The 26,621-nt window shown below is 72.0% G+C and carries 27 protein-coding genes; 11 read left to right on the top strand and 16 right to left on the bottom strand.

Going from position 1 to position 26,621, the window contains the following annotated elements:
• Window position 1: 1 nt before the first annotated feature.
• A complete protein-coding gene (locus tag ACQRWP_RS00245; protein WP_430500216.1) occupies window positions 2–1,051 on the top strand; it encodes a DNA polymerase ligase N-terminal domain-containing protein in 1,050 nt (349 codons plus the stop codon).
• Between the two features lie 14 nt (window positions 1,052–1,065).
• Window positions 1,066–2,256 carry a threonine synthase gene (locus ACQRWP_RS00240; RefSeq protein ID WP_430503373.1) on the top strand — a complete coding sequence of 397 codons (1,191 nt, stop codon included), beginning with the start codon at window positions 1,066–1,068 and terminating at the stop codon, window positions 2,254–2,256.
• Window positions 2,257–2,307: 51 nt separating this feature from the next.
• On the opposite strand, the gene ACQRWP_RS00235 is transcribed toward ACQRWP_RS00240, so the two are convergent.
• From ACQRWP_RS00235 to ACQRWP_RS00220, 4 genes are all read right to left on the bottom strand, one after another.
• Complete coding sequence (locus tag ACQRWP_RS00235; protein WP_430500214.1) at window positions 2,308–3,675, bottom strand: pectate lyase; 1,368 nt, start codon at window positions 3,673–3,675, stop codon at window positions 2,308–2,310.
• 257 nt (window positions 3,676–3,932) lie between these two features.
• Window positions 3,933–5,732 (bottom strand): glycoside hydrolase family 15 protein, encoded by a 1,800-nt coding sequence (locus tag ACQRWP_RS00230; protein WP_430500213.1) that lies wholly within the window; start codon window positions 5,730–5,732, stop codon window positions 3,933–3,935.
• A 42-nt stretch (window positions 5,733–5,774) separates the two neighbouring features.
• Window positions 5,775–6,167, bottom strand: a complete 393-nt coding sequence (locus ACQRWP_RS00225; protein WP_091397116.1) for a cupin domain-containing protein — start codon at window positions 6,165–6,167, stop codon at window positions 5,775–5,777.
• 245 nt (window positions 6,168–6,412) lie between these two features.
• Window positions 6,413–7,291, bottom strand: coding sequence for a sulfotransferase domain-containing protein (locus tag ACQRWP_RS00220; RefSeq protein WP_430500212.1), 879 nt, complete (start codon window positions 7,289–7,291; stop codon window positions 6,413–6,415).
• Between the two features lie 91 nt (window positions 7,292–7,382).
• On the opposite strand from ACQRWP_RS00220, the gene ACQRWP_RS00215 reads away from it, so the two are divergent.
• A complete protein-coding gene (locus ACQRWP_RS00215; protein ID WP_430500211.1) occupies window positions 7,383–8,447 on the top strand; it encodes a beta family protein in 1,065 nt (354 codons plus the stop codon).
• Between the two features lie 8 nt (window positions 8,448–8,455).
• On the opposite strand, the gene ACQRWP_RS00210 is transcribed toward ACQRWP_RS00215, so the two are convergent.
• Both ACQRWP_RS00210 and ACQRWP_RS00205 read right to left on the bottom strand, forming a co-directional pair.
• A complete protein-coding gene (locus ACQRWP_RS00210; RefSeq protein WP_091393621.1) occupies window positions 8,456–8,737 on the bottom strand; it encodes an adhesin in 282 nt (93 codons plus the stop codon).
• Window positions 8,738–8,929: 192 nt separating this feature from the next.
• On the bottom strand, window positions 8,930–10,003 hold the full coding sequence (locus ACQRWP_RS00205) for an NAD(P)-binding domain-containing protein (protein ID WP_430500209.1): 1,074 nt from the start codon (window positions 10,001–10,003) through the stop codon (window positions 8,930–8,932).
• A 109-nt stretch (window positions 10,004–10,112) separates the two neighbouring features.
• Between ACQRWP_RS00205 and ACQRWP_RS00200 the strand changes: the two genes are divergently transcribed.
• Both ACQRWP_RS00200 and dacB read left to right on the top strand, forming a co-directional pair.
• Window positions 10,113–10,829: an MIP/aquaporin family protein gene (locus tag ACQRWP_RS00200; protein ID WP_430500208.1), complete on the top strand. Its 717-nt coding sequence runs from the start codon at window positions 10,113–10,115 to the stop codon at window positions 10,827–10,829.
• Between the two features lie 66 nt (window positions 10,830–10,895).
• Window positions 10,896–12,479, top strand: coding sequence for a D-alanyl-D-alanine carboxypeptidase/D-alanyl-D-alanine endopeptidase (gene dacB, locus ACQRWP_RS00195; RefSeq protein ID WP_430500206.1), 1,584 nt, complete (start codon window positions 10,896–10,898; stop codon window positions 12,477–12,479).
• Between the two features lie 45 nt (window positions 12,480–12,524).
• Here dacB and ACQRWP_RS00190 read toward each other — a convergent pair whose 3' ends face one another.
• The 3 genes from ACQRWP_RS00190 to ACQRWP_RS00180 form a co-directional block, all read right to left on the bottom strand.
• Window positions 12,525–12,854, bottom strand: a complete 330-nt coding sequence (locus ACQRWP_RS00190; protein ID WP_430500205.1) for a hypothetical protein — start codon at window positions 12,852–12,854, stop codon at window positions 12,525–12,527.
• Between the two features lie 117 nt (window positions 12,855–12,971).
• Window positions 12,972–13,829, bottom strand: a complete 858-nt coding sequence (locus ACQRWP_RS00185; protein WP_430500204.1) for a hypothetical protein — start codon at window positions 13,827–13,829, stop codon at window positions 12,972–12,974.
• A 282-nt stretch (window positions 13,830–14,111) separates the two neighbouring features.
• A complete protein-coding gene (locus ACQRWP_RS00180) occupies window positions 14,112–14,705 on the bottom strand; it encodes a pentapeptide repeat-containing protein (RefSeq protein WP_430500203.1) in 594 nt (197 codons plus the stop codon).
• Between the two features lie 97 nt (window positions 14,706–14,802).
• On the opposite strand from ACQRWP_RS00180, the gene ACQRWP_RS00175 reads away from it, so the two are divergent.
• Window positions 14,803–16,035 (top strand): serine hydrolase domain-containing protein, encoded by a 1,233-nt coding sequence (locus ACQRWP_RS00175; protein ID WP_430500201.1) that lies wholly within the window; start codon window positions 14,803–14,805, stop codon window positions 16,033–16,035.
• A 25-nt stretch (window positions 16,036–16,060) separates the two neighbouring features.
• Here ACQRWP_RS00175 and ACQRWP_RS00170 read toward each other — a convergent pair whose 3' ends face one another.
• The gene (locus ACQRWP_RS00170) at window positions 16,061–16,525 is read right to left on the bottom strand and encodes a PPOX class F420-dependent oxidoreductase (RefSeq protein WP_430500200.1); all 465 of its coding nucleotides are present in this window, start codon (window positions 16,523–16,525) and stop codon (window positions 16,061–16,063) included.
• 51 nt (window positions 16,526–16,576) lie between these two features.
• Entirely contained in the window at window positions 16,577–17,215 is a 639-nt protein-coding gene (locus ACQRWP_RS00165; protein WP_091393643.1) for a DUF6642 family protein, read from the bottom strand.
• A gap of 305 nt (window positions 17,216–17,520) precedes the next feature.
• On the opposite strand from ACQRWP_RS00165, the gene ACQRWP_RS00160 reads away from it, so the two are divergent.
• A complete protein-coding gene (locus ACQRWP_RS00160; protein ID WP_430500198.1) occupies window positions 17,521–18,300 on the top strand; it encodes a D-Ala-D-Ala carboxypeptidase family metallohydrolase in 780 nt (259 codons plus the stop codon).
• 101 nt (window positions 18,301–18,401) lie between these two features.
• On the opposite strand, the gene ACQRWP_RS00155 is transcribed toward ACQRWP_RS00160, so the two are convergent.
• The 4 genes from ACQRWP_RS00155 to ACQRWP_RS00140 form a co-directional block, all read right to left on the bottom strand.
• A complete protein-coding gene (locus tag ACQRWP_RS00155) occupies window positions 18,402–18,755 on the bottom strand; it encodes a hypothetical protein (protein WP_225855057.1) in 354 nt (117 codons plus the stop codon).
• A 145-nt stretch (window positions 18,756–18,900) separates the two neighbouring features.
• Window positions 18,901–20,220: an ATP-binding protein gene (locus ACQRWP_RS00150; RefSeq protein WP_430500197.1), complete on the bottom strand. Its 1,320-nt coding sequence runs from the start codon at window positions 20,218–20,220 to the stop codon at window positions 18,901–18,903.
• Between the two features lie 202 nt (window positions 20,221–20,422).
• The gene (locus tag ACQRWP_RS00145) at window positions 20,423–21,172 is read right to left on the bottom strand and encodes a response regulator (protein WP_430503372.1); all 750 of its coding nucleotides are present in this window, start codon (window positions 21,170–21,172) and stop codon (window positions 20,423–20,425) included.
• Entirely contained in the window at window positions 21,151–22,410 is a 1,260-nt protein-coding gene (locus ACQRWP_RS00140) for a sensor histidine kinase (protein ID WP_430500196.1), read from the bottom strand. The genes ACQRWP_RS00145 and ACQRWP_RS00140 overlap by 22 nt, the downstream gene beginning before the upstream one ends.
• Window positions 22,411–22,543: 133 nt before the next feature.
• Here ACQRWP_RS00140 and ACQRWP_RS00135 point away from each other — a divergent pair, with 133 nt between their 5' ends.
• From ACQRWP_RS00135 to ACQRWP_RS00120, 4 genes are read left to right on the top strand one after another with little or no spacing between them, the layout of a single operon-like run.
• Window positions 22,544–23,440 carry an ABC transporter ATP-binding protein gene (locus tag ACQRWP_RS00135; RefSeq protein WP_430500194.1) on the top strand — a complete coding sequence of 299 codons (897 nt, stop codon included), beginning with the start codon at window positions 22,544–22,546 and terminating at the stop codon, window positions 23,438–23,440.
• Complete coding sequence (locus ACQRWP_RS00130) at window positions 23,437–24,231, top strand: ABC transporter permease (RefSeq protein ID WP_430500193.1); 795 nt, start codon at window positions 23,437–23,439, stop codon at window positions 24,229–24,231. Before ACQRWP_RS00135 ends, ACQRWP_RS00130 begins: the two co-directional genes overlap by 4 nt.
• Before the next feature lie 8 nt (window positions 24,232–24,239).
• Window positions 24,240–24,983 (top strand): YqeB family protein, encoded by a 744-nt coding sequence (locus ACQRWP_RS00125; protein ID WP_430500191.1) that lies wholly within the window; start codon window positions 24,240–24,242, stop codon window positions 24,981–24,983.
• Between the two features lie 32 nt (window positions 24,984–25,015).
• Window positions 25,016–25,579: an SOUL family heme-binding protein gene (locus ACQRWP_RS00120; protein ID WP_430500190.1), complete on the top strand. Its 564-nt coding sequence runs from the start codon at window positions 25,016–25,018 to the stop codon at window positions 25,577–25,579.
• 1 nt (window position 25,580) lies between these two features.
• Here the strand turns inward: ACQRWP_RS00120 and ACQRWP_RS00115 are convergent, their stop codons facing one another.
• Window positions 25,581–26,615, bottom strand: coding sequence for a hypothetical protein (locus ACQRWP_RS00115; protein ID WP_430500189.1), 1,035 nt, complete (start codon window positions 26,613–26,615; stop codon window positions 25,581–25,583).
• Window positions 26,616–26,621: the final 6 nt, after the last annotated feature.

Below are 26,621 nucleotides of genomic sequence, written 5' to 3'. Positions count from 1 at the left end.
TGTGACCGACCGGCTGGACGAGTACCGGCGACGGCGGGACGCGGCCCGCACACCCGAGCCGGTGCCCTCGGAGAGCCCGCCGCCGGCCGGCACCGACGCCGACGCCGCCCGCTTCGTCATCCAGCAGCACCACGCCCGCAGCCTGCACTGGGACCTACGCCTGGAGCACGAGGGGGTGCTCGCGTCCTGGGCGGTGCCACGCGGTCTGCCCCGCGATCCGGGTCGCAACCACCTCGCCGTGCACACCGAGGACCACCCGATGGAGTACCTCGACTTCGCCGGCGAGATCCCCGCCGGCGAGTACGGCGGCGGTCGGATGCTCATCCACGACCGGGGCACCTACCGCTGCGAGAAGTGGCGCGACGACGAGGTGATCGTGACGCTCTCCGGTGAGCGGACCGCCGGCCGCTACGTCCTCTTCGCCACCGGAGGGCGGGACTGGATGGTCCGTCGCACCGACCCCGCTCCGCCGGGCTGGACGCCGATGCCGGATCTGGTCCGACCGATGCACACCACGCCCGCCGCCGGGCTCCCCCGCGACCGCGCCGCCTGGGGATACGAGCTGCGCTGGGACGGCGTCCGGGCGATGGCGTACGTCTCCGGCGGGCGACTGCGGCTGCTCTCCGAGACCGACGAGGAGATCACCGGCGGGTACCCGTGGCTGCGCGCGATGGCCGAGGCGCTCGCGCCCACCGAGGCGGTGCTCGACGGTGTGCTGGTCCGCATCGACGGTGCCGGACGGGTCCGCCCGGTCCGGCCGGCCACCGGCGGCCGGGTCCCCGCCGGCGCCCAGTACCTGATCGTCGACCTGCTCTGGTTGGAGGGCGTGAGCAGCGTCGACGTGCCGTACGCGCAACGCCGGGAGCTGCTCGATGGGCTGGTCTTGGCCGGTACGCACTGGCAGACTCCGCCGTGGTTCCCGGGCGCGGGCGACGAGGCCCTGCGTACCGGGCAGGAACAGGGCCTGCCGGGCGTGGTCGCCAAGCGGCTGGACTCGGTCTACCAGCCGGGGCGGCGCAGCCGGCACTGGCTGAGCATCGACGCGGTGTGACGGCGAGGAGCGACGTGTACCTGACCCACCTGGACTGCCCGCGCTGCGGCAAGGAGTACGCCGCCGACCGGTTACAGAATCTCTGCGAGTGCGGATCGCCGCTGCTGGCCCGCTACGACCTACCGGCCGTGGCGAAGGCGGTCACCCCGGAACGCTTTCCACTGCGCCCGGCCGACCTGTGGCGCTACCGGGAGGTGCTGCCGGTCGCCGACCCTCGGCACGTCACCACGCTGGGTGAGGGCTGGACGCCGCTGTTGCGCACCCCGGCGTACGGCACCGAGATCGGCATCGCGGACCTGATGGTCAAGGACGAGGGGTTGATCCCGACCGGCTCGTTCAAGGCCCGGGGCGCCGCGGTCGGGGTGAGCCGGGCCCGCGAGCTGGGCGTCGAGCGGATCGCGATGCCCACCAACGGCAACGCCGGGTCGGCCTGGGCCACGTACGCCGCGCGGGCCGGAATGGGCGCGACAATCGTCATGCCGCTGGAGGCGCCGAGCATCTGCCGGCGCGAGTGCGTCGCCGCCGGCGCCGACCTGCGCCTGATCGACGGGCTGATCGGCGACGCCGGTCGGCGGGTGGCCGAGCTGATCGCCGAGTCGAACGGGGCGATCTTCGACGCCGGCACGCTGCGCGAGCCCTACCGGCTGGAGGGCAAGAAGACGATGGGGTACGAGATCGTCGAGCAGCTCGGCTGGCAGACGCCCGACGTGATCATCTATCCGACCGGCGGCGGAGTGGGCCTGATCGGCATCCACAAGGCGCTGCACGAGATGCGCGAGCTGGGCTGGATCGGCGACAAGCTGCCTCGGCTGGTGGCCGTGCAGTCCACCGGCTGCGCGCCGATCGTGCGGGCCTTCGCCGCCGGCGAGGATCGGGCGCAGCCGTGGGCGGACGCGCACACTGTGGCGTTCGGTATCACAGTGCCGGCCCCGCTGGGCGACGAGTTGATCCTGGCGGCGCTGCGGGAGTCCTCCGGTACGGCCGTCGCCGTCGACGACGCGGACATCCTGACCGATCTGCGGGACTTCGCCGCCCGGGAGGGGCTGCTGCTCTGCCCGGAGGGGGCGGCCTGCCTCACGGCGGCGCGGCAACTGCGCGCGGGCGGGTGGATCCGGGCCGGCGAGCGGGTGGTGGTGCTCAACACCGGCTCCGGGCTGAAGTATCCGGACACCGTCGACGTCTCCGGCGTACCCCTGATGGGGTGAGGTGACGGCACCCCGCGGACCGGGCGGTACGCGGGGTGCCGTCGTTCCGGCCTACTGGTAGGTGATGTCCGAGGGCGAGTAGAGGCAGTTGACGCCATCGGCGCCCTCACCGATCTCGGTCGGCTCGCTGCCCTTCGGCACGCCCTTGTACTTCACGCAGATCGAGGTCTCCCGGTCCGGGTCGCCGACGATGGTGATCCGGCTGAACCGGGCGGTGTCGCCCCAGTTGGTGTTGATGCCGGCGATCGCGTCGGTGTTCCGGACGATCACGTTGTCGATCACCACGTGCCGCTGGTACGACGTGGAGCAGTTGCCGCAGGCGCGGTAGAGCTTGCCGGCGTTCTCCACCCGGAAGTTCTTGATGTGGACGGTGCCCGAGCCGTTGTGCTGGAAGACCTTGTCACTGGCGGAGCGGGCCCCGCCGCCGTCGACGGTGTACGTCGTGCCGCCGCGGAAGGTCGCCGCGTCCTCGCCGACGTCCTCCCACCAGACGTTGATCAGGGTGCAGTTGCCCTCGCAGTGCACACCGTCGCCGGCCGGGGCGCCGATGATCACGTTGCGCAGGGTGGCGCCGACGGCCAGCTCGAACATCGGGTCCTGGCTCTCACCCTGCCCACCGTCACCGATGCCGTAGTAGCGCTTGAGCCCACCGTCGAAGGTGCCGGAGACCGCGATCGTGGCGTCCACCTTCTGGCTGCTGGTGGGCGTCGGCCAGCCAGCCGGCGGAGGTGTGGTGGTCGGCGGCGGCGTGGTCGGTGGCGGAGTGGTGGTCGGCGGCGGCGTGGTCGGAGTACCGCCGCCGGAGGAGTCGACCGCCACGTCGTCGAAGCCGCCACTGGCGTACGCGGTGACCAGCCCGATCCGGCCCGCGCCGGCCAGGCTGTTGCTGCCGGACGCGATCTGGGTGCCGTTGACGAAGCCGCGGATGGTGCTGCCGCTGGTCTCGATGCGCACTGTGTACCAGGTGCCGGTGCCGATGCCCAGCGCGGCGGAACCGATCGCCGTGACGGAGCTGCCGTTGACCGCCTGGAGCTCGGCCCGGCCGGAGCCGAGCAGGGCCAGCCGGTACATCTTGGTGCTGCTGGTGGAGCGGGCGGCGAGCCCGACCAGGGCGCTGGACGAGCCGAAGCTCGTCGGCCTGACCCGGGCCTGCACGGAGTAGTTGGTCCAGCTGGTCTGGCCGGCGAACTGCCGGGCCAGCTCGCTGCCGGCGTTGGACTGGTTGAGCACGCCCGAGCCGTCGACGGTCCAGGTGCCGCCGGACTTGGACCAGCCGGAGGTGTCGCCGTCGGTGAAGTCGTCGCTGAAGACGGTGGCCGCGAAGGCCGAGGTCATGCCGGCGGCGAGGGCCGCCGCGGTCACCCCGGCGCCCACCGCCAGCAGGAGTGGTCGGCGGCCGGAGAGTCGTCTTTTTTGCACAGGTGTCCTCCTTGACGCATGTGGTGGTGATCCCTCGGCGGCCGTACCGAGACGTGTACGCACGGCGTGCTGCGCTGAACGGGCTCGGTGTGCGCCCCCGCCGGACGCCCGGATCCGAAGCGGAGTGAAGCGGGATCGAAGCCCTGGGGAAAGGGCTTTCCCAATGCTTCGAGGCTAGGACTGCCCAACCATCAGCGTCAATGCCTGGCGCTTGCAGGTCTGTTGCAGGATTCCGACCGGGACGGGACGCCGACCGATCAGTAGCTCTCCGGCTCGGTGATCCGCCACGCCGCGTTGATCAGCCCGATGTGCGAGAGCGCCTGCGGGGTGTTGCCGAGCTGCGCGCCGGTGGTGAGGTCGATCTGCTCGCTGAACAGCCCCACGTCGTTGGAGTACCCGACGACCCGCTCGAAGAGCGCCTCGGCGCGCTGCGGCTCGCCCGTCATCACCAGGCACTCCACCAGCCAGAACGAGCACAGCAGGAATCCGGCCGGGTCGGTCGTCCAGCGGCGCAGCAGGCCGTCCTCGGTGCCCAGCTCGCGCTCGACCATCGCGATCGTCGAGCGCATCCGCGGGTCGGTGGCCGGCAGGAAGTGCGTGACCGGCAGGGCGAGCACCGAGGCGTCCAGCTCCGCCGATCCGAACGCGCCGGTGAACGCCCCGATCCGCTCGTTCCACCCCTCGCGCAGCACGGTGTCGCGGATCTCGTCGCGTACCCGGGCCCAGCGAAGGGGGTCGGCCCGATCACCGAGCCGGTCGGCGAGCCCCACCGCCCGGTCCATGGTCAACCAGCAGGACACCTTGGACGAGACGTAGTGGCGCTCCTCGTCGCGGGTCTCCCAGATGCCCCGGTCCGGCAGGTGCCACGTCGCGGCCACCTGCTCGGTCAGCCCGAGCACCATCTCCCGCAGCTCGTCCTCGAACCGCGCGCCGAGGTAGTCGCGCAGCCGCCACACCGCCGACATCACCTCACCCGGCACGTCGAGCTGCCGCTGCCGCCAGGCGTCGTTGCCGACCCGCACGGGTCGACTGTCGCGGTAGCCGCGCAGGTGGTTGCAGTGGTGCTCGGAGAGGTCTCGCTCCCCCTCCAGCCCGAAGAGCACCGGCACGGGCTCATCGCCGAACCGGCCGATCGAGCGGGTCGCCCAGGCGAACAGCCGGGACGTCTCGTCGGGGCAAGCCGCCACCCAGAGCGCCCGCATCGTCAACGAGAAGTCCCGCAGCCAGGAGTAGCGGTAGTCGTAGTTCCGGTCGCCGCCGATCTGCTCCGGCAGCGAGGAGGTCAGCGCGGCGGCGACCGCGCCACTGCGGGCGTACGTGAGGCCGGTCAGGACCGTCGAGCTGTGTTTGACGAGTTCGGGGTAGCGGCCGGAGTACCCGTGCGTCTCCCGGAACGCCCGCCACGCCTCTGTCGTCTCGGCGAGGGTGGTCAGCGGGTCCACCCGGGCCGGCGGGTTGCCGTACGCCTCGCCGAACGCGAGGTCCATCCCGATCACCTGACCGGCCGAGACCTCGAACTCGTGGGTCACCCGGTCGGTGCCCGCCCGCAGGTGCAGGCCCCCGGCGCGCAACATCAGCACGACCGGGCCGGCGCCGGCCAGCACCCCGCCGTCCGGCTGCTCGTGCAGATACGGCGTGAGCAGGCCGTACTCCGGGCGGGGCGCGAAGTCCAACGCCATCCGCACCCGCCCGGAGAGCCCCTTGACCACCCGGATCAGCACGGCGGGTGAGTTCTTGCCCAGTTCGTGGGCGCGGGCGCCGACCTCGGCGGCCAGCGCGTCGGTGACCGCCACGCTGCCGTGCGGGGTGTGGTGCACCGTCCGCAGCACCAACGTGTCCGGCAGGTACGCGCGCTCCACCCGGTGACCCGGGCCGCCGACCCCGACCGGGGACAGCCGGAAGTGGCCGGCTCCCGGGTCGAGCAACCGCGCGAACACGGACGACCCGTCGAACCGGTGCGGGCACCACCAGTCGATCGAGCCGTCCTTGCCGACCAGGGCACCCGAACGAGAGTCCGAGAGGAACCCGTAGTCGGAGATCTGCGGCTGCTGCTCCACCCGCCGGGGGTACCCGCATCGGCCCAGATCAGGCCGGACGGATCATTCGGTCGGTGGCTCGTCCTCGCCCGCCGCCTCGGCCGCGTCGGCTTCTTCCTTGGTCTTGTGCACGGCCTTGTCGGCGTGCTCCGGCGGCCCGTAGACCGTGTACAGCACCAGCGGGTTGGGACCGGTGTTGACGAAGTTGTGCTTGGTGCCCGCCGGCACCACGACCAGGTCGCCCGCGACGACCTTCCGCTTCGCGCCAGCGACCCGCGCCTCGCCGACGCCGCTCACGAAGGTGAGGATCTGGTCGATGTCCTCGTGCACCTCCTCACCGATCTCCCCATCGGCAGGGATGGTCATGATGACCAGCTGGGTGTGCTCACCGGTCCACAGCACCCGCCGGAAATCCGGGCTCTTCTCGGCGACAGTCGCGATAGTGAAATGCTCCATGTCCACGCTCATACCCCGTCTGGCGGCGCGCCACGCCGGGACTCACGAATGGTGGAATTCCCCACGCTGGGCGGGTTTGGATCCGCGCGGACCGGGGATCGAGAAGCGGACCGGCACGAAGGGCCGGTCGAGCCAGGTCCCCGCCGGCGTACCGCCGAACGGCTGCGATGGTGGGAGACGGCCAGAGCGCGGCGACGTTCCGACCACGGTCGAGCGGCGCCGCGCGCTCTATGTGTGCCTGGGGCCTAGCGGTGCAGCCAGGTGAGCAGGTCGGGCGGGGCCAGCTTCGCGGCCCTCTCCTGGTATCGGGCTAGACCGGCGTCGTCCAGGAGGTCGCGGCCCTGACCTGAGCCACCCCGGCGGAAGAACGCCTGCCGGTCACGCAGCACGCCGAGCGTGTCCGGTGCGAGCCGGTCGGCGCGCTCCCGCATGCGACCGAAGGTGGCGGCCTCCACCAACTCCGGCCCCGGGCTCGGGAGTTTCCACCGGTCGGCGAGCCGGCGCATCTCACCGCCAAGATCGGCCAGCAGGTCGTCGTAGTGCACCAGCTCGACGTTCGGCTCGTGCCGGCGGGCCCACGCGTCACTCAGGTGCATCAGCACCCCGGGCAGCGAATCCAGCTCGGCGCGGGGGTCCACCTCCCGGTCGACCCAGCTCAGCAACCACTCCCGCAGCGCAGGCCGCTCCCGGGTCGGCCCGACCGGGGCGGGTTGGCCGGTCAGCTCGGCGATGCGCGCCCGGTCCAGGTTGGCGCTCTGGTGGTAGAGGGAGACCGCCATGTCCAACGGGTGCCGGGCCACCACCACGTAGTGAACCCGAGGGTCGAGCGGCACCCCGTCCAGCGGGGTGTGTGTCTTGATGAACCGCCGGTGTGGCTGGGCGGCCAGCCGGTCGTACACCGTGGCCTGCGGCTCGGCCAACCAGTCCAGCCACGGCGACAGCACGGTCAGCGGCGCCGGCAACTCCGGGGTGCGAAGCACCAGGAGCGCACAGATCATCTGCATCCAGGTGGTGCCGCTCTTGGACCGGGTGCTGATCACGATGTCGCCGTCGCGGAACGGGAAACCGCTCCACCGCGCGCTGTCCTCTTCGTCGGATTGGTAACGGTGAATTGGCGTGGGCACCGGTGGATGGTAGTCGCCGAACCGACAGTCGAGCAGCCGAATTCCGGCTGCCATCCCTGGGGCATGTGCGTATGCCTGGCTAGATTGAATTATGGTGCCCGCTCACGGGGGCCGGGCGGCGGCACCGATCTACCGCCCCATCCTCGCCAACCGACGGGGCGAGCTTGAGGCCCTGAGCCACCTCGATCCCGCGTACGCCGCACTGGTCGCCCCGATCCTGGAGATTGACGCGATCGGTCGGTCCACGATGGACGCCATTCGCGGGTTGCCATCCGGGCTGCTGCCCGCCATCGACGTCAGCGCGCTGCCCGACATCCCCGAGGCGGAGCTGACCCGTTGGGGCGTACCGGTGGTGCCGGTGATCGGGCTCTCCGAGAGCGACCACCGGCTGGTCGCGCACGGCGCGGCGGCGCGGGCGTACGGCCGGCGCGCGCTCATCCGGCTGCGGGCCGGTCGGGACCGGGCCGGGCCGGACGCGAGCACCACCGCCGTGGAACGGATCTGGCGGTTCACCGATCTCGCCCCGGAGGAGTGCGACCTGCTGGTGGACGCGGGGGACGTCTGCTGCCCGGCGGACGTGCGGACCGCCGAGCCGCGGGTACGCCACCTGCTGGACTGGGCGCGCCGACACGCCTGGCGGTCGGTGACGGTGGCGGCGGGCGGTATGCCGCCGACGCTGTCCCGGTTGCCCACCGACGAGCCGGTCCAGCTGGACCGTTGGGACTGGCGACTGTGGCGACGACTTGCCGACGCCGGGGTCGACTACGGCGACTACGGCGTCCACCCGGCTGGGCCGGGCACCGGTGACGGCGACCGGTTGCCGACCGTGCGATACACCGACGACGGCAGCTGGTGGGTCTACCGCTGGGCGCGACGCGGCGGCCGGGGCGACGACCGGTTCGCCGACCTGTGTCGCACGCTGGTGTCGGCGCCACACTGGCCGACCAGCGGGGCGGCCTTCTCCTGGGGTGACCACGAGCTGCTGCGCCGGGCCCGCCGGGGCGCCGGGGCCGGCTCGATCGCCAACTGGGCGGCGTGGAGCACCTCGCACCACCTGGCCCACGTGCTCGGCACGCTGTTGCACCCGGCCGGCGACGGCGCGCCGCGGTGGCACCCCGGGCAGGGTCCACCGCAGCGGGGACGATCGCTGCGGTGAGGCCGGCTCTACTGCTTCTCGGTGAAGCCGAACTGGATGATGCCCTCGTCGTCGACGGTGGCGTCCACCGACGCGTCGCCGAGCAACTCGGCGGCGTCCTCGTCCAGGAAGATCCGGGCGCCCTGGTTGTCGACCACCCGATCGCCCTGTACCGGTTCGGGCACCAGCTCGACGGTGAGCGAGCCGGCCTCGGTGTCGGCGGCGATACGCACACCGCCGTCCTGGGCGACGTCCTGTTGGTTGGCGAGGTCCCGGATGACGAGCACGGCGTTATCGGTCATGGTGAGCATTGATGGAACTCCTCGTGGATTCTCGGCTCGCGGTCGGATACCGCGCGGACCGGACAGTCGGCCCGCGTACGAGCACACGTGGGAGGCGACAGAGGGGCGAAGGGTCATCGCCGTCGCATCGAATCGGGGCAGCTGACGGCCCCGTCACTCCCACCGTGCCCGCTGCCGGACCATCCGTCAAATAGAGCCAGGTCAGTGGAGAGCGGCGGCCGGCGTCAGCCAGGCGCGAATCTCGTTGACCGCCGTGCGGCCGGCCCGGTTGGCCCCGATCGTGCTGGCCGAGGGGCCGTACCCGACCAGGTGAACCCGTGCGTCGGCGGCCACCCGGGTGCCGTCCATCGTGATACCGCCGCCCGGCGCGCGCAGCCCCAGCGGGGCGAGATGGTCGATGGCCGCCCGGAAGCCGGTGCACCAGAGGATCACGTCCGCCGGCACGAACCGCCCGTCCGCCCATGCCACCCCGTCGGGTGTGATCCGGTCGAACATGGGTAGCCGGTCGAGGACGCCGCGCTCGCGCAGTCGGCGTACCTCCGGGGTGACCGGAAGCCCGGTCACGCCCACCACGCTTCCCGGCGGTCGGCCGGCACGGACCGCCTGGTCCACCCGGGCCACCGCGGCGCGACCCAGTTCCGGGCCGAACTCCTCGTCGTTGAAGGTCGGCGGCCGGCGGGTCACCCAGGTGGTGGCCGCTGCGACGGTGGAGACCTCGCCGAGCAGTTGCACGGCCGAGGTGCCGCCTCCGACCACCACCACACGCAGGCCGGTGAACTCGGCCGGCCCCCGATAGTCGGCGGTGTGCAGTTGCCGCCCCCGGAAGGTCGACCGGCCCGGGTAGTGCGGCCAGAACGGTCGCGTCCAGGTGCCGGTGGCGTTGATCAGGGCCCGGGTGGTCCAGGTGCCCCGGTCGGTGTGCACATCCAGCCGTCCGTCCGGGCGGGAGCGCACCGCCCGGACCCGCACCGGCCGCCGCACCGGCAGGTCGAAGGCCCTCTCGTACGCGGCGAAGTAGGCGCTGACCTGCTCGGAGGCCGGGCGATGTGGCTCGGTGGTCGGGAGCGGCAGCCCAGGCAGGTCGTGGAAGCCGTGCACCCGGTCGAAGACCAGCGTCGGCCAGCGGTGCTGCCAGGCGCCGCCGGGCCCGTTGTCGGCGTCGAGGATGACGAAGCCGCTGCCGGGCGCGAAGCCGGTGCGGTGCAGGTGATAGCCGGCGCTCAGGCCGGCCTGCCCGGCGCCGATCACCACGACGTCCGCGGAGTGGGTGTCCACGTGGGCTACAACGCACCGGACGTCACCGCTGTGCCCGCCCTCGACCGTCGCGCCGATCACAGACGGCCAATCCGGCTTCGACCATCTGACCTGCACTTACGCTGAGTGAATGAGCGACTTCCGTCGGTACGCGGCCGAGTTCCTCGGCACCCTGCTGCTGGTGTTCTTCGGGGTGGGCAGCGCGATCGCCGCACGGGTCCAGGGCGGCGTGGTGGTGGTGGCGCTGGCCTTCGGGTTCGTGATGGTGGCCCTCGTCTACACGATCGGCCCACTCTCCGGCAGCCACGTCAACCCAGCGGTCACGCTCGGTGTGCTGCTCTCCGGCAAGATCTCGGCGCTCGGGGCGGTGGCGTACTGGATCGCGCAGTTCGTCGGCGCGACCGTCGCGGGCTTCGTGCTCTGGGCGCTCACCCGATGGGGTGACGTCGCGGACCAGACCGGGGCCCTGGGCACGAACGGTTACGGCGCGCACATCAACCGGGGCGGCGCGGCAGTGCTGGAAGTCGTGCTGACCTTCCTCTTCGTGCTGGTCGTGTTGGTGGTGACCAGTCGGAGCGAGAATCCGGGCACCGCCGGGCTGGCCATCGGGTTGGCCCTGGCCGTGACCCAACTGGTGGGCGTGACGCTGACCGGCGCGGCGGTCAATCCGGCCCGCGCGTTCGGCCCGGCGGTCTTCGAGGGCGGCGTGGCGCTGCGGCAGCTCTGGGTGTTCATCGTCTTCCCGCTGCTCGGCGGGGCGCTCGCCGCGCTGGTCGCACCAATGGTCATGGGGGCGCAGCGGCATTACTGGGGTGGCCACGAGAAGACGGTCGGCGGGCCGAAATAGCCCAGACGGCAATATCTTCCGCCTGAGGGCTTTCTCCGGCGAATATCTCCGTGACAGCATCAGCGGATGCATCGCCGTCACTTTCCCCGGGCCCTCGCCCTGCTCGCGCTGGTCGCCACCGCCGCCACCGCCGGCGCGCCCGGTGCCACGGCCGAGTCGCCCACCGCCGCGACGACCCAGCTGCGCGCCACGATCGACACGATCCTCGCCGACACCCGGCTGGCCGGCGCGCAGGCGTCGGTGGTCGTGGTCGACACCAGCACGGGACAGACGCTCTACGACCGCAACGGCGACCGCCGGCTGGTCCCGGCGTCCAACACCAAGCTGCTGACCTCGACGGCCGCCCTCGAGCTGCTCGGCCCGGGGCACCGCTTCAGCACCGACGTACGGGCCAGCGGCAAACGCCGTGGGGGCCTGCTCTCCGGCAACCTCTACCTGCGCGGCGGGGGCGATCCGACAATGCTCGCCGCCGACTACGACGCGCTCGCCGCGCAGGTCGCCGCCGACGGCGTGCGGGTGGTCACCGGAAACCTGGTCGCCGACGACACCCGCTACGACCGCACCCGACTCGGCCCCGACTGGACCTGGGACGACGAGCCCTACTACTACGCCGCCCAGGTTTCCGCGCTGACCGTCGCCCCGGACACCGACTACGACGCGGGCACCGTGATCGTGCACGCCGCACCGGCCGACCGGGCCGGCGCCCCGCCGGTGGTCACCACCACCCCCGCCACCGGGTACGTCCGCGTCGACAACCGCGCCCAGACGGTCAGCGACGGCGAGACCTCGATCTCGATCGAGCGCGAGCACGGCGGCAACACCGTCGTGGTGACCGGTCAGATCGCCGTCGGCGACGAGCCCGCCAGCGACTGGGTCACCGTCTGGGAACCCACCGGCTACGCGGCCGACGTGTTCCGGTCGGCGCTGCACCGACACGGCGTCCGGGTGCTCGGCCAGACCGTGCTCGGCCAGCCGACCCCGGAGAGAGCGCACCCGGTGGCGCGCCACGACTCGATGAGCCTGGGCAAGCTGATGACGCCATTTTTGAAGCTGTCCAACAACGGGCACGCCGAGGTGTTGACCAAGGAGATCGGCCGTGTGCTCTCCGGCTCGGGCACCTGGACGGCCGGTATCACCGCGATCAGCGAGTACGTCGCCGACACCGGAATGGACACCGGGAGACTGCGCCAGCGTGACGGCTCAGGCTTGTCCCGGCGCAATCTGATCCCGGCGGCGGAGTTCGTCGACCTGCTGAGCGCCGTCCGCGCCGAACCGTGGTTCGCGACCTGGTACGCGGCGCTGCCGATCGCCGGCCAGCCCGAGCGATTCGTCGGCGGCACCCTGCGCAGCCGGATGGCCGGCACACCGGCCGCGGGCAACGTGCACGCCAAGACCGGCAGCCTGACCGGTGTCTCCGGGCTCTCCGGCTACGTCACCAGCGCCGATGGTCGACTGCTGGCGTTCTCCATCCTGCTGAACAACTACCTGACGGCGTCGGTGAAGTCGCTGGAGGACCAGATCGCCGTGGCGCTGGCCGGCTTCCGCGAGGGTGGTGCGTCGACGGCACGGGTGGCCCCGCCGGCGGCGCCGGAGACGCCGCGCACCCCGGAGGGCGTCGAGTGCTCCTGGGTCAAACCGATCACCTGCTGAGCGGCGGCCGGGAGGCGCGAACGCGCCTCCCGGCCCGGCGAGCGCTCAGGCCGGACGGTCCGGTGGGGGGACCACCGCCGTCGGGTCACCACGCTCGATGAGCGCAGCGATCTCAGCGGCCCGCAGCCCGCGTAGCGCCAGCACCCGGGTGCCCCAGCGGTGCAGGCGGCACGGGTGCGGGCTGGCATCGTTGCGGCAGACCACACCACCGGACCACTGTCGGGGGGCATGCACCACCACCGCCCGTACGGCGAACTGGGTGTCCTCGCCCGTCACGTACGGCGGCAGGGGGATGTCGCGAAGAACCTCCCCGGACGCTTCACCGATGCCGGACGAAGCGGCACGACGGACGCGGTGGGCGGTGCTGCTACTCATCTCCGCTGCCTCCACACTGGATGGTCGGTTGGGGACAGCAGAAAGTTACGACGCATTCGACAGTCCGCGACGGACAAACTGTCCCGCTGTCCCAACGCGCAGCGATCAGTCAGTCAGTCAACGCACCGTCACGGCCTGGAGGCCGACGTTGCCGCAGTGCTGCGTGAAGACCTTCTCGACGGTCCAGTTCAGCAGCAGTCGGGCGCCCTTCGGCACTGTGAAACGGATGGTGAACTGGGCGCTCTGACTGGTGTAGGGGTCTTCCAGTCGAGCGGTGCTGGCGGGCCCACCGGTGGACAGCCGCGCTTCCAGGCGCCCCCGAGCCATCCAGATGCCGGCGTAGAGCTGGACGGTGCGCGGCTCGCCGCTGCCGGCGACGGCGAGGCTGAACCCGTTCCCGGCACCGCAGGCGTAGACACCGTTGGAGCTGCCGTTCGTCGACCGCTCCGGCGTGCCGTCGGACCAGCGCACGTACTCCTGGTTGCCGTCCCAGCCGACCCGCCGGCCGGCGCCACCCCCGTCGATGATCTCGCCGGAGCCGGAGCGCTTGCGGTTCGTCGACCTGCCGCCGCGCTCTCCCCAGTGCACCCAGTCCCGGGCGCCCACGGCGGTGAGGTCGACGATGGCGGGCATCTCGCCCCGGCTCACCGTCAGCGCCGGGGCACCGGGCTTCGCCGGCGGCGGGGCGGGCGCGCTGGCCGACGGCGTCGGGTCCGGCGAGGGTGGGCGCTGGCGCGGACGCAGGCCGGGCGTCGCCGGCCCCGCCTCGCCGGTGCGCCCGTCGGCGGCCGGGAGACCGGGGGAACGGGCGGCCCCGGCGGGCACGCCGCCCGGACCCGCCTGGTCGTCGTCCGGCGCGGGACCGGACCGGGTGGCGAGGTACGAGATCAGCACCACCAGGCAGACGAGTACGGCGGTTCCCTCCACCGCCCAGCGTCGCCGCTGTCGGACGCGGCGCAAGACACTGCGGGTCACCCCGGCGGTAATGGCACGCGGACGGTGCCTCGGCGGCGCGTCGCCAGCCCTCGAACCAGCCCGCGTGCGGTCTTCGTCCGCCACCGACCCCTCCAACTCCGCCGCCCGGCCGTTTTGGACCGCCGAGGACCACACCATCCACTGTGGGCAGTTTCACGTTTATCCGGGCGTGGACGACACGCTAGATCCGGACTGCCGGACGTGTCCAGCCCACAATGGGACGCTGTCGGACAACCCGGCCCGCCGGATGGACACTTCGGCAGACCACGAGCGCCTTTCCGGTCAGCCGATCCGGAAGCCGAGCAGCTGCGCGACGACCACGGCCTGCTCGACGTCGATCACGGCACCGGCCCGTTCGACGACCGTCGGGTCCAGCGCGGTGAGGTCGCTGCCCCGCAGGTCGGCGCCGCCGAGCCGGACGTTGGTCAGCTGCGCCCCGGAAAGATCGACACCAGTGACCGTAGCACCGGTGAGATTGGCCCTGGTGAGGTCCACCTCGCGCATGCGCACCCCGGTCAGCCGAACACCACGCAGGTCGGCACCGGGCAGCGCGACGAAGGACCAGTCGCCGCCGTCCACCGTCAACGGACGCAGATCACACTCGCTGAAGGTGCTGCCGACCAGCTTGCAGCCGGTGAACTCGGCCTCGAAGAAGTTGCACCGCCGAAACACGCAACGGGTGAAGGCGGAGTCGACATGCCGGGAGGCGTTGAACGCCACGTTGCCGAACGTGCACCCGGTGAAGACCGTGCCCCTGCTCACCGCCTCGGTCAGGTCCACCCCGAAGAACTCGCAACCCACGAAGTGCCGGTCGGTCAGCTCCTCGCCGTACCAGTCCTCGTTGCGGAAGGTCACGTCCTCGGTCAACTCCGGCATCCGGCCAGGCTAGTGGGCGCCGCTGACAGCCGACGGCCGGCGGGCCGGGTGCCGGCCCCCTTCCGGTGTCGGTGTACTGGCGAGTACGTTCGGCGGCGTGAGTGTGGCTCGGAGCAAGGACCCGGATCAGATCGGTTTCGACAGAGCGCGGTTGGCGCGGATCGACGAGCACTTCGGCCGGTACGTCGACGACGGCCGACTGGCCGGCTGGCAGGTGGTGGTCACCCGTCGCGGCGAGGTGGCGCACTCCTCGACGTACGGGCTGCGCGACCGGGAGTCGGGCGCACCGGTCGAGGCCGACACCCTCTGGCGGATCTACTCGATGACCAAGCCGGTCACCTCGGTCGCGGCGATGATGCTGTGGGAGGAGGGCCGGTTCGAGCTGACCGACGAGATCAGCCGCTGGCTGCCCGAGTTCGCCGACCTGCGGGTCTACTCCAAGGGGTCGGCGCTCAAGCCGTACACCGTGCCGGCGGTCGAGCCGATCCGGGTCTGGCACCTGCTCACCCACACGGCGGGCCTGACGTACGGCTTCATGCAGACCTCGGTGGTCGACGGGCTCTACCGGGCCGCCGGCTACGACCTGTACCCACCGGCGGACGTCGACCTGGCCGGCGCCTGCGCGGCCTTCGGCGAGCTGCCGCTGCTGTTTCAGCCCGGCTCCGCGTGGGGCTACTCCGTCGCCACCGACGTGCTCGGCCGACTCGTCGAGGTGATCTCCGGGCAGAGCCTCGACGCGTTCTTCGCCGACCGGATCTTCGGCCCCCTGGGCATGACCGACACCCGCTGGTGGGTGGAGGGCGACGAGGCCGACCGGCTGGCCGCGCTCTACGTACCGGAACCGCGGAGCGGCCGGGCCGTCCGCTACGACAGCCTGGGGTCGCTCGCGTTCAGCAAGCCGGCGCTGCTCTCCGGCGGTGGCGGCCTGATCTCCAGCGCCGCCGACTACCACCGGTTCACGCAGTTGCTGCTGCGCGGCGGCGAGCTGGACGGCGTCCGGCTACTCGGGCCGCGCACGGTGCGGTTCATGACCCGCAACCACCTGCCCGGCGGCCAGGACCTGGGCACCCTTTCCACCGGCGGCTTCGCCGAGACCACCCTGGACGGGATCGGCTTCGGCCTCGGCTTCGCGGTGGTCGACGACCCGATCCCCAGCCGGGTGCCGAGCAGCGTCGGCGAGTACTACTGGGGCGGGGTGGCCAGCACCGCGTTCTGGGTCGACCCGGCCGAGGAGATCACCGCGTTGCTGTTCACGCAGCTGATGCCGTCGAGCACCTACCCACTCCGCTCCCAGCTGCGCCAGCTCGTCTACGCCGCCCTGGTCGACTGACCGGCCCTCCGGAGCGGACGAACGGTCAGTCGGCGAGGCGGGCTGGGAAGCCACCGGTGGCGATCGGACCCCAGGCGTCGATGGTGACCCGGATCAGCGACTTGCCCTGGCGCATCATCGCCGCCCGGTAGTCGTCCCAGTCCGGGTGCTCACCGGAGATGCTGCGGAAGTACTCGACCAGCGGCTCCAGCGCCTCGGGCAGGTCGAGCACCTCGGCGGTGCCGTCGATCTGCACCCAGGGGCCGTTCCAGTCGTCGCTGAGCACGCAGGCCGAGACCCGGGGGTCGCGGCGGAGGTTGGTCACCTTGGCCCGCTCGGGGTAGGTGGAGATGACCAGCCGTCCCTGCCCGTCGACCCCGGCGGAGACCGGGGAGGACTGCGGGCGCCCGTCGGCCCGGGTGGTCATCAGCACGACGCGGTGTCGCGGCCGGAGGAAGTCGAGCAGGCCGTCGCGGTCGACCCGGGTGTTCCTTGCGATGCTGCGTGCCATTCCCCGTTCCTACCAGGGCGCGGGCGCAGCGGGGTCGGCGGGGCAGCGGGGTCAGCGGGGGCGGGCCGCGGCGCGGTGCACCGCCTGGGTGGGCACCCGGGGACGGCCGGACGGACGCCAGGCCCGACCGTTGGCGTAGATCACCCGAAAACCGAGGTACGACGCGAGCGGCGCCCAGTGGGCGGAGCCCATCCGCAGCTCGGCGGCATTGTGTCGCTGGCCGTTGGCGAGCACGTCAAGGAGCACGGTTTCGAAGGCCGCCGATTCGACCCAGTCGACCTCCCGGGTGAAACCGCAGATCAGAGCGGCTCCGGTGACCTCCAGGAACTCGCGCAGCACCGCGTCCGAGGCCCGCAGCACCGAGCAGCTGCCGAAATAGAGTCGTCGCCCCTCCGCGCGGCCGGCCATCAGCTCGGCCACCTCGTTCAACTCCACGGACTGCCAGTCGGTGAGGCAGAGCCGGCTCGGCTCGCCGTGCATGGCGAAGAAGCCGACCCGGTGGTCGGCGTACTGCTTGAGCAGCCAACGATCCAGGAAGTAGAACAACTCGTCGCGGGTGGCCGCGTCCTTGTGAATGAAGCGGATCTTGCCCAGCCGCTCCAGCAGCTCCAGGGTGGGCAGCACCGAGCCCCGCTCGTTGAGGTCACGGTGCCACTGACCCTCGACACAGAAGACGCCACCGCGTGCCACGCGCACCTCCGCCAGTCAGCCGGCCCGGGGCTGACGTTACCGGCCGCCATCGCCCCGGGAACATCACCCTCGGTGTGGCAGATTGCGACGTTCGGTGTGCTTGGCGACAGGAGGGGTGATCGGCCGGAAATGGCTGTTTCGCAAATCAGCCGAATTCCCAGCCAATACCCAGGGACAGCGGATTGTGAGCACGATTCTCGTTAACCACCTCCAACGGCACTGATCAGTGCGAGGGTGGAAATCACGGGACTTCTCGGTCGATGTCCTGGTGCCACCCCATTCGCTCTCCTATCGGGAGGACTTCTGTGCGCGTAAACACCTTGAAGCGGGTCGCCGTCGCATTCGCCCTGGCACTGCCCGGGGCCGCAATCGCCACGGTGGTCGCCGCACCGGCGGCGCACGCGGACGGCTGTTACACCTGGAACCGCACCCTGACCCAGGGGCGCTCCGGCGATGACGTCCGCCAGTTGCAGATCCGGGTCGCCGGGTGGGCCGGCTACCGGGACATCGTGGAGAACGACGGCCGCTACGGGCCGAAGACCGCCGCCGCGGTCAAGCGGTTCCAGCAGGCGTACGGGCTGCGCGCCGACGGCATCGCCGGACCACAGACCTTCGCCAAGCTGTACCAACTCCAGGACAACGACTGCACGCCCGCGCACTTCACCTACGGCGAGCTGGACAACGGGTGCGGCGGGAGCGGGTGGAGCGGCGGCCCGCTGTCGGCCAACCAGACCAAGCAGAACGCGCTGCGCACCATGTGGAAGCTGGAGGCGCTGCGCAAGAGCCTCGGCGACAAGCCGCTCAACGTGTCCAGCGGTTTCCGCAGTCGCGCCTGCAACAACCAGGTCGGCGGCGCGTCCGACAGCCAACACCTGTACGGCAACGCGGCCGACGTGACCTCACGGACGTCCTCGCTGTGCCAGGTCGCCCGCGGCGCCCGCAACAACGGCTTCAGTGGGATCTACGGGCCGGGCTACCCCGACCACGACGACCACGTGCACGTCGACTCGCGTCGGGAGAACAACAGCGACCGCAGCTCGAACACGACGAGCTGGTCCGCCCCGGACTGCGGGGTCGGCAACTGAGCCCACCCGCTCAGAGCGACGTCGGCCCGACGCGGAGGGGGAATCTTCGCGCCGGGCCGACGTCGTGTCGCCCCGGGTCGGGTGGGCGGAGGGGGTAGCGCTCAGCTCGCCCGGGGCCAGCGCGGCGCGGTGACGGGGGGAGTCACCGGCCGGCCAGCAGCGGTGGGCCGTACGCCCTGGGGGACGACCCGCGCGGCCTGTTGCCGCGACGGCCCGGTCGCCGTGAACGGGAAGGGCACGTGCACGAACGGATTGCCGTGCCGGATCAACGCCTCGATCTGCCGCTCGTTGAGTCCGTGTGTCTCCAACACCCGTCGCCCCCAACGGTGCAGCCGGCACGGGTAGGAGGCACCGTCGTTGCGGCACAGCGGCCCCGTGGGCCACTCCTCGGCGGTGTGCACGACCACCGCCCGGACCGCGAGCCGGACATCCTCTGGGGTCAGAGGTGCCGGCATTGGCACCTCACCCAGTACCTGATCGATGGGATCCGTCGACTGCTCACCAACGCGCACGGCAGGCCTCCCGCAGTTCGGCAGCGGTACGGCGGACCTACCGCACCGACATCCTCGGCCATGGGTACGGCGGACACCGGACGAAAGTTCAATTCCGGTACGCGGTAAGCAGATCCTCCGCCGACAGCACCCGGATGCCGTCGACGGCAGTGCCGCTGCGCGACACGGCAACGACCGGCACCGATTCGTCGGCGCCGGGAAGCAGAGACCGGTGCAGGAGCAGCCGGCCGAGGTCATGCGCGTCAAAGGGTCGGCTCTCCTGCCACTTGACCGATCCGACGAAGCTGATGCTCCGAGCGACGGGCGCACGGTCGGCGCCGACTATGTCGATCTCCGGGTCGTTGGTCCGGGTCCAGTAGCCGCCAATCATCGCCGCCTCCGCCGGTAGGTGGTCACTGGGCAGCCGGCGCAGCGCCTCCCGGACGACAGGTTCGATGGCCCGCCCCCGCCAGGACGTCCACGACCGGTCGATCCGGTCCATGGTCAGGTCGCCCCGCCCCCGCTCGATCTCGGAGAGGTGTGGCCCCAGGAACGACAACCAGAAACGCAGGTACGGATCAGTCACCACGTACCGGGTCTCCCGCGACGGCTTGGTCGACAGCGGGACGGTGACCTCCACGGCCCGCTTCTGGGTCAGCAGGCGCAGGGCGCGGTTGAGGGACGCCTGCGGAAGATCCCCTGCCGCGCGGGAGATCAGCGAGAAGGTCCGCTCACCGGAGCCGATGGCCCGCAGCACCAGACCCGCCTGGGACTGGGGCGGGAACTCCGCCGCCAGTGCCCGCTCGCCGCTGACCAGCAGGGCAGAGGTCGGATCCCGTACCGCATCGGTCAGATACTCATGGACGGATGCACCGGTCGGCCACTCGTCGAGGATCAGCGGCAAACCGCCGGACACCAGGTAGGCGTCGAACGCGTCGGCGGCGGACAGGCCGAGCATGTCGCTGACGTCGGCCGGGCTCAGCGGCGGAATGACCATCTCCGTGGCCCGCTGGTGGAACGGCCGGCCGTAATCGTTGAGGGCTTCCATCATGGCCAGGTCCGATCCGACGCAGACCAGGAGGACCGGGCGCCGGGACAACTCGCGATCGAAGACCTTCTGCAGCGTTCCCTCGAAGCCCGGGTCGCCCGCGATGAGGTACGGCATCTCGTCCAGGACGACGACGCTCGGCCGGTCGGACGGCAGCGCGGCGGCGAGCAGGGTCAGCGCGGCGTCCCAGGTCTGTGGTTGCTGTCCCCGAAGGATCTGCGCACCCGGCAGTGTCGAGGCGGCCGCCGCCTCCACGAAGAGGGCGAGCTCGGCTGCGACGGTCGGCTGCGCGGAGGCGGTGAAGAAGAGGTACGGCACCTCGGCCCGCTCCACGAATTCCTCGACCAGTCGGGACTTGCCTACCCGCCGGCGACCGCGCATGAGAAGGGCCCGCCCAGGCCGACCAGCACGGCCACCCCGTTGCACCCGAGAAAGCATGCCGTCCAGGAGGTGGAGTTCACGGTCCCGCCCGACAAAGCCGTCCACGATCACTCCTGACACAACCAACGATGGAACAACCAAAAATGAGTGTAACCTCATCCACGTTGGCGTGCCCGGCCATTTGGCCCAGCGAAACGGCTCGTCAGACGAGGCCGGCGTCGTGCACGAGCAGCGCCACCTGGACCCGGTTGTTCAGCTCCAGTCGGGTCAGCAGCCGGGAGACGTACGCCTTCACCGTCGCCACGCTCATGAACAGCTCCCCCGCGATCTCCGCGTTGGTCCGGCCGCGCCCCAGCGCGACCGCCACCTGCCGCTCCCGCTCGCTGAGCCCGGTGAGCTGTCGTAGCGCCCGTTCGCGGCGCGGGTCCGGGCCGACCGGGCCGGGGGCAGCGGCGGTCACGTGGGCGATCAGCGTCCGGGTCACCGTCGGAGAGAGCGTCGCCTCGCCCGCCGCGACCCGGCGTACGGCGCGCACGATCTCCGCCGGTGGGGTGTCCTTGAGCAGGAAACCGGCCGCCCCGGCGCGGAGCGCCCGCAGCACCTGTTCGTCGGCGTCGAAGGTGGTCAGCACCAGCACCTCCGGCGGGTGCGGTTGGGCACGCAGCGCCTCGGTGGCGGTCAGCCCGTCGACCCGGGGCATCCGGATGTCCATCAGCACCACGTCCGGGGCGTACGCGGCGACGGCCGCCGGCACCTCGCCACCGTCGGCCGCCTCGCCGACCACGGTCAGGTCCGGCAGACCGCCGAGGATCATGGAGAGCCCGGCCCGGACCAACGCGTCGTCGTCCACGATCAACACGCGCACCGGCGGCGCAGCCGCGCCGTCCGGCCCGGTCGCGTCCGACGGCCCGGTCGCGCCCTCTGGGCTGGTCACGCCGGCCACGGCAGCCAGGCGGCCAGCCGGAAGTCACCGCTGTCGTCCCGACCGTAGGCGAGCCGCCCGCCGGCCAGGGTCACCCGCTCGCTGATGCCGACCAGGCCGGTGCCGGCGCCCGGCAGCGTGCCACCGGGCGGTGCGCCGACCGGCCACCGGTTGCCGATCGCCACGGTCAGACCGTTGCCCGGACCGCCGGCCACGTCCACGGTGACGGCCGCGCCGGCCGCGTGCTTGCGGGCGTTGGTCAGCCCCTCCTGCACGATCCGGAACGCGGCCCGGCCCAGCGCCGCCGGCACCTCCCCCGGGCTGGCCACGCTGTCGCTGACGTTCACCCGCACCCCGGCCGACCGCGACTCGGCGATCAGGGCCGGCAGGTCGGCGAGGGTGGGCTGCGGCGGCTCGGGGGCGTCGCCGGCACCGTCGTCTGCGGCGCGGAGCACCCCGATCACCTCCCGCAGGTCCTGGAGGGCGGCGTGCGCGCTGCCCCGGATCACCCCGGCGGCCCGGGCCACCTCGTCGGCCGGCGCGTCCGGGCGGAACTCCAGCGCACCCGCGTGCAGGCTGAGCAGCGAGATCCGGTGGGCAAGCACGTCGTGCATCTCCCGGGCGATCCGGGTGCGTTCGAGGTGGCGGGCCTGGGTGACCCTCAGCTGCTGCTCCGCCTCGGCACGCTCGGCCCGCTCGCGCAGCGACACGATCAACTGCCGGCGGGCCCGGACGAACATCCCCCAGGCCAGCACGGCGAAGCTGAGCACCACACCCCAGGACGCGGTCGCCCAGTACGACATGTGCGGATCCGGACGCACCCAACTGAAGACCAGGTTGGTGAGAAGGCCGGCGCCGGTGACCGCGATCGCAATGGCCGTCCGTCGATGCACCACGACGGTGAAGTAGAAGATCATCAGCGGGATGGCCGAGGCCATCGAGAACAGCGCCAGCGGTGTCGTGGCCACAATCAGCCCGAGCGGCCACCGTCGGCGCAGCCAGAGCAGTCCGCAGCAGACCAGCCCGATCAGCGCGTCCGTGACGGTCATCCAGTCGTGCGGCAGCGGGATCGCCATCGCTGGGTCCGGCGACAGGGCATCCGCGGTGACGAACAGCACCCAGAGCAGGCTGATCAGGAAGGCCAGAGTGTCGACCGCCCAGTCCCGCGTGGTGCGCCGGGGCCGGCGGGCCGCCGCGTCCGGGCTGACCGCGCCGGCCAGCGCCCCGGGCAGCAGCCAGGGGTGTTCCGGCACGGCAAGGCTGGTCATGACGCCCATGCTAGGCAGCATCGGGCCCCGACAACCAGCTACCAAAGTCGAGATCCGATGATCGACCAAGGTCGACGCGGCACCGACCGGTGGCCGCAGCGGATGGCCGGGCGGAGCGGGCAGGCTCAACCGCATGATCACCGTGGAGAACCTCACCAAGCGATACGGGCCACACCCGGCGGTGGACGACGTCTCGTTCCACTGCGAGCCGGGCACCGTCACCGGCTTCCTCGGCCCCAACGGCGCCGGCAAGTCGACCACCATGAGAATGATCTGCGGGCTCACCGCGCCGACCGCCGGCCGCGCCACCGTCTCCGGTCGCCCGTACCGGGACCTGCCCAACCCGGGACGGGAGGTCGGGGTGCTGCTGGACGCCTCCGCCCAGCACGCCGGGCGCACCGGCCGCGAGGCGTTGACGCTGTCCGCGTACACCATGGGGTTGGACCGGCGCGAGGTCGCCGCGAAGCTCGACCTGGTCGGGTTGAACGCGGTGGCAGCGAAGCGTCGGGTACGGGCGTACTCGTTGGGCATGCGCCAGCGCCTCGGCCTGGCGCAGGCGCTGCTCGGCGACCCCCGGGTGCTGATCCTCGACGAGCCGGCCAACGGCCTGGACCCGGAGGGGATCTTCTGGATGCGCGGCCTGCTGCGCGACTTCGCCGACCGGGGCGGCACCGTGCTGCTCTCCTCCCACCTGCTGCGCGAGGTGGAGGCGGTCGCGGACCGGCTGGTGGTGATCGGGGGCGGCCGGATCGTGGCCCAGGGCGACAAGAACGAGCTGCTGGCCGGCGGCGGCACTGTGGTCCGGGCCCGCGACGGCGCGGCGCTGCGCCGGGCGCTGGAGCTGGCCAACCTGACCGCCGCCGACAGCTCCGAAGGACTGCTCGTGCAGGCCGACGCCGAGGCGGTCGGCCAGGCCGCCGCGGACGCCGGCGTCGCGCTGGCCGAGCTGCGCCCTGCCAGCGGCGGTGGCCTCGAACAACTCTTCCTCACCCTGACCGCCGGCGAATCCACCAAGGAGGCCGTCCGATGACCACCACCGCGCCCGCCGCCGGCGCCGTCGCGCCCCGGCAGCACACTCCGGTACGCCGACCGTCGCTGCTCCGCCTCACCGGCGTTGAACTGCGCAAACTCGTCGACACCCGGGCCGGCCGCTGGCTGTTGATCACCATCGGCCTGATCGCCGCCGTAGTCGTCACCCTTCAGTTGATCTACGCCGAGGAGGCCGACCAGACATTCGGCAGCTTCTTCGTCCCCTCGCTGCTGCCGGTGGGGGTGCTACTACCGGTGCTCGGCATCCTCTCGATCACCAGTGAGTGGTCGCAGCGGACCGCTCTCACCACGTACGCCCTGGTGCCCCGCCGGGAGCGGGTGGTGACCGCGAAGCTGGTCGCGGTCATGGTGGCGGCGCTCGGTTCGGTGCTGGCCAGCCTCGCCCTCGCCGCCGTCGGGACGCTGGTGGCCTCCGCCACCGGCGGCGCGGGCACCTGGCAGCTCGACGGCTCACTGATCCTGAACGCGGTGATTCTCCAGGTCACCAGCGTGCTGATGGGCGCCGCCTTCGGTCTGCTGCTGCTCAACCCGCCGCTCGCCATCGTCGGCTACTTCCTGCTGCCCACCGTCTGGGGAGTCCTGGGCGAGATGGTCCGGCCCCTGCGCGGCCCGTCCGAATGGCTGGACACCAGCAAGACCATGGAACCGCTGTTCAGCAGCGACGCGCTCACCGGGGAGCAGTGGGGGCGGATCGTCGTCTCCCTGCTGGTCTGGATGGTCCTCCCGCTGGCCGCCGGCCTGTTCCGGACGCTGCGCCGCGAGGTGTCCTGACCATGGACATGGCCGGGTATCGTCCGCGCACCGTGGTCAGCGGAGGCCCGCTGGAGCTGGCGGTCCTGTGGGGTGGCTTCCCGCTGCTCGGCGCGGGCGCCGGATGGCTCCTCGCGGCGGCGACGGGCTGGCTCGCCCGGCTGCCCTGGGTGCCGTTCGGCGACCTGATCGAGTGGCTGGACCGGCTGCCCGAGCCGCAGGCCACCGCCGGCACCATCGCGGTGGGCGTCATCGCCGGCCTGGTCATCGCCGGAATCGGCACCGCCGAACGGCTGATCGTCACCGTCGACGCGGCGCAGGTCCAGCTGCGCCGCTCCGATGAGAACCGGACCATCGCCCGGGCCGACACCCGCGTGGTCTTCCTCGCCGACAAGCACCTGGTGCTGCTCGACGCCGACGGCGCGGAACTGGTCCGGGAGTCGACGGACCTGTCGTCCGCCCAACTGGCGGCAGCGTTCCGGTCGCACGGCTGGGGTTGGGCGGACGACGACCCGCACCGGTCGGCGTACCGGCTGTGGGTGCCGGACCTGCCCGGGTTGCCGGCCGGCGCGGATGCGCTGCTGCGCGCCCGGGAACGGGCGATCCAGCGGGACCGCCGCGACGACGCCCGGGAGCTGCGCCGCGAACTGGGCCAGATCGGGGTGGTGCTGCGCGACGAGGGCAAGCGGCAGTACTGGCGGTTGACCACCCGGGCCCTCGCCCCCGGGCCGGAGCAGCCGACTTCGGCCGAGCGGGAGGCGGACGGGCGGTAGCGTCTGTCCCAGCAGACCCTGGGAGCCGCGCGATGACCGAACAGCAGCCGTACCGGGTGGTGTCCCGACACCCCGGCTTCGAGCTGCGTCGGTACCCCGCCCACCTGGTGGCCGAGATGCAGATCCAGGCATCGTTCACCCGGGCGCCGATCGAGGCGTTCCGGCCACTGGCCGCGTACATCGGTGGCGCCAATCGGGCCCGGCACCCGATCGGCGCCGCCGCGCCGGCGATGGCGGCGGCCAGCGGCTCGGAGAAGATCGCCATGACCGTGCCGGTGGTGCAGATCGAGGGTGAGTGGCCGGGCGCGTACCTGATCCAGTTCGTCATGCCGGCCACCTTCACCACCGCCACCCTGCCCGAGCCGGTGGACGCCCGGGTGCGGGTCCGCGCGGTTCCCGGGCGGCTGGCGGCGGCGATGCGCTTCTCCGGGCGGTGGACGGAGCAGGCGTTCAGCCAGCGGGCCACCATGCTCGGCCGGTCGGTGACCGCGGCCGGGCTGCAACCGACCGGCGCCATCCGGTACGCGCGCTTCGACCCTCCGTGGAAGCCGTGGTTCCTGCGCCGCAACGAGGTAGTGCTGCCGGTCGTCGAGTGAGTTACCTGAGCTGCCGACGGTCCTCGACGCTCGGCCGCGCCAGCAGCACGGCCATTCCCAGCCCGGAGAGCAGCCCGGCCAGTGAGACCAGCAGATCGGAGTCGGCGGCGTGGATCGGGCTGTTGCCGGCCAGCGCGGTGAAACTCGCGCCGATCGGCATCATGATCATCATGGGCACGGCCGTGGCCACCAGGAACACCACCGGGCCTACCAACGCGAGGAGAGCGGCCAGGGCGTGGTGCCACCAGATCGGTCGGCCGCCCGGCCAGTCCCAGGCCAGCAGGGTGACCCCGGTGAGCAGCACCGCCCCGAGAGCGACCTCCGGCAGGAGTCGTGCGCCGGGCGCGGTGGCGCGGACCAGCCCGACGCCGAGCAACGCCACCGCGGTGAGGCCGACAGCCAGCCCGACCCGAGCCCGGGTCCGCGCCGGAGCCGCCGCCAGCGCGGCACCGACAGCCAGGGCCACCAGCAGCGCCGCGGTGGCCAGGGCGCCCTGGTTCAGCTCCGGCTCCCGGTCGGTCGGTGACTCCATTCCGGCCGCCACCAGCGTCAGCACCCCGGCCACGCAGGCCGCGCCGGTCAGCACCCGCCGGTCGGCCGCCGACGGCGTGCCGCGCTCCCCCGTCGACCGCCTGTCGAAATCCCGCGCTGGCGGCGTGGCGCGCTCCCACCAGAGCAGCAGCGCCGCGACCACGCCGAGCACTGCGTAGCCGGCGACGGCGAGCCATACCGTCGCGTCGACGCCGATCGGGTCGGCCCGGTCGATCGCCACGTCGGCGGCGACCCAGCAGCCGCCCAGCACCACCGCGGGGCCGCCCCACCGCACCTGCCCCCGGCCGGCCAGCACCAGCCCGAGCGGCACCGCCATGATCGCCATGAACCGCAGGTCGCGCGCCCAGTAGGCGTTGTTGCCCGGCAGGCTCTCCGACCACGGGCCGAGCGGCTCGGTCAGCGGTTGCCACGTGGTCATGCCGTACGCCCAGAGCGCGACGGCGGCGGCGGAGAGGAGCAGCCCGACCGGGCGCGCGGATCGCATCCGTGG

The organism is Micromonospora trifolii, from assembly GCF_050516465.1.
Classification (GTDB): Bacteria; Actinomycetota; Actinomycetes; order Mycobacteriales; family Micromonosporaceae; genus Micromonospora; species Micromonospora trifolii.
This window is presented reverse-complemented; position numbering and strand designations above follow the sequence as displayed.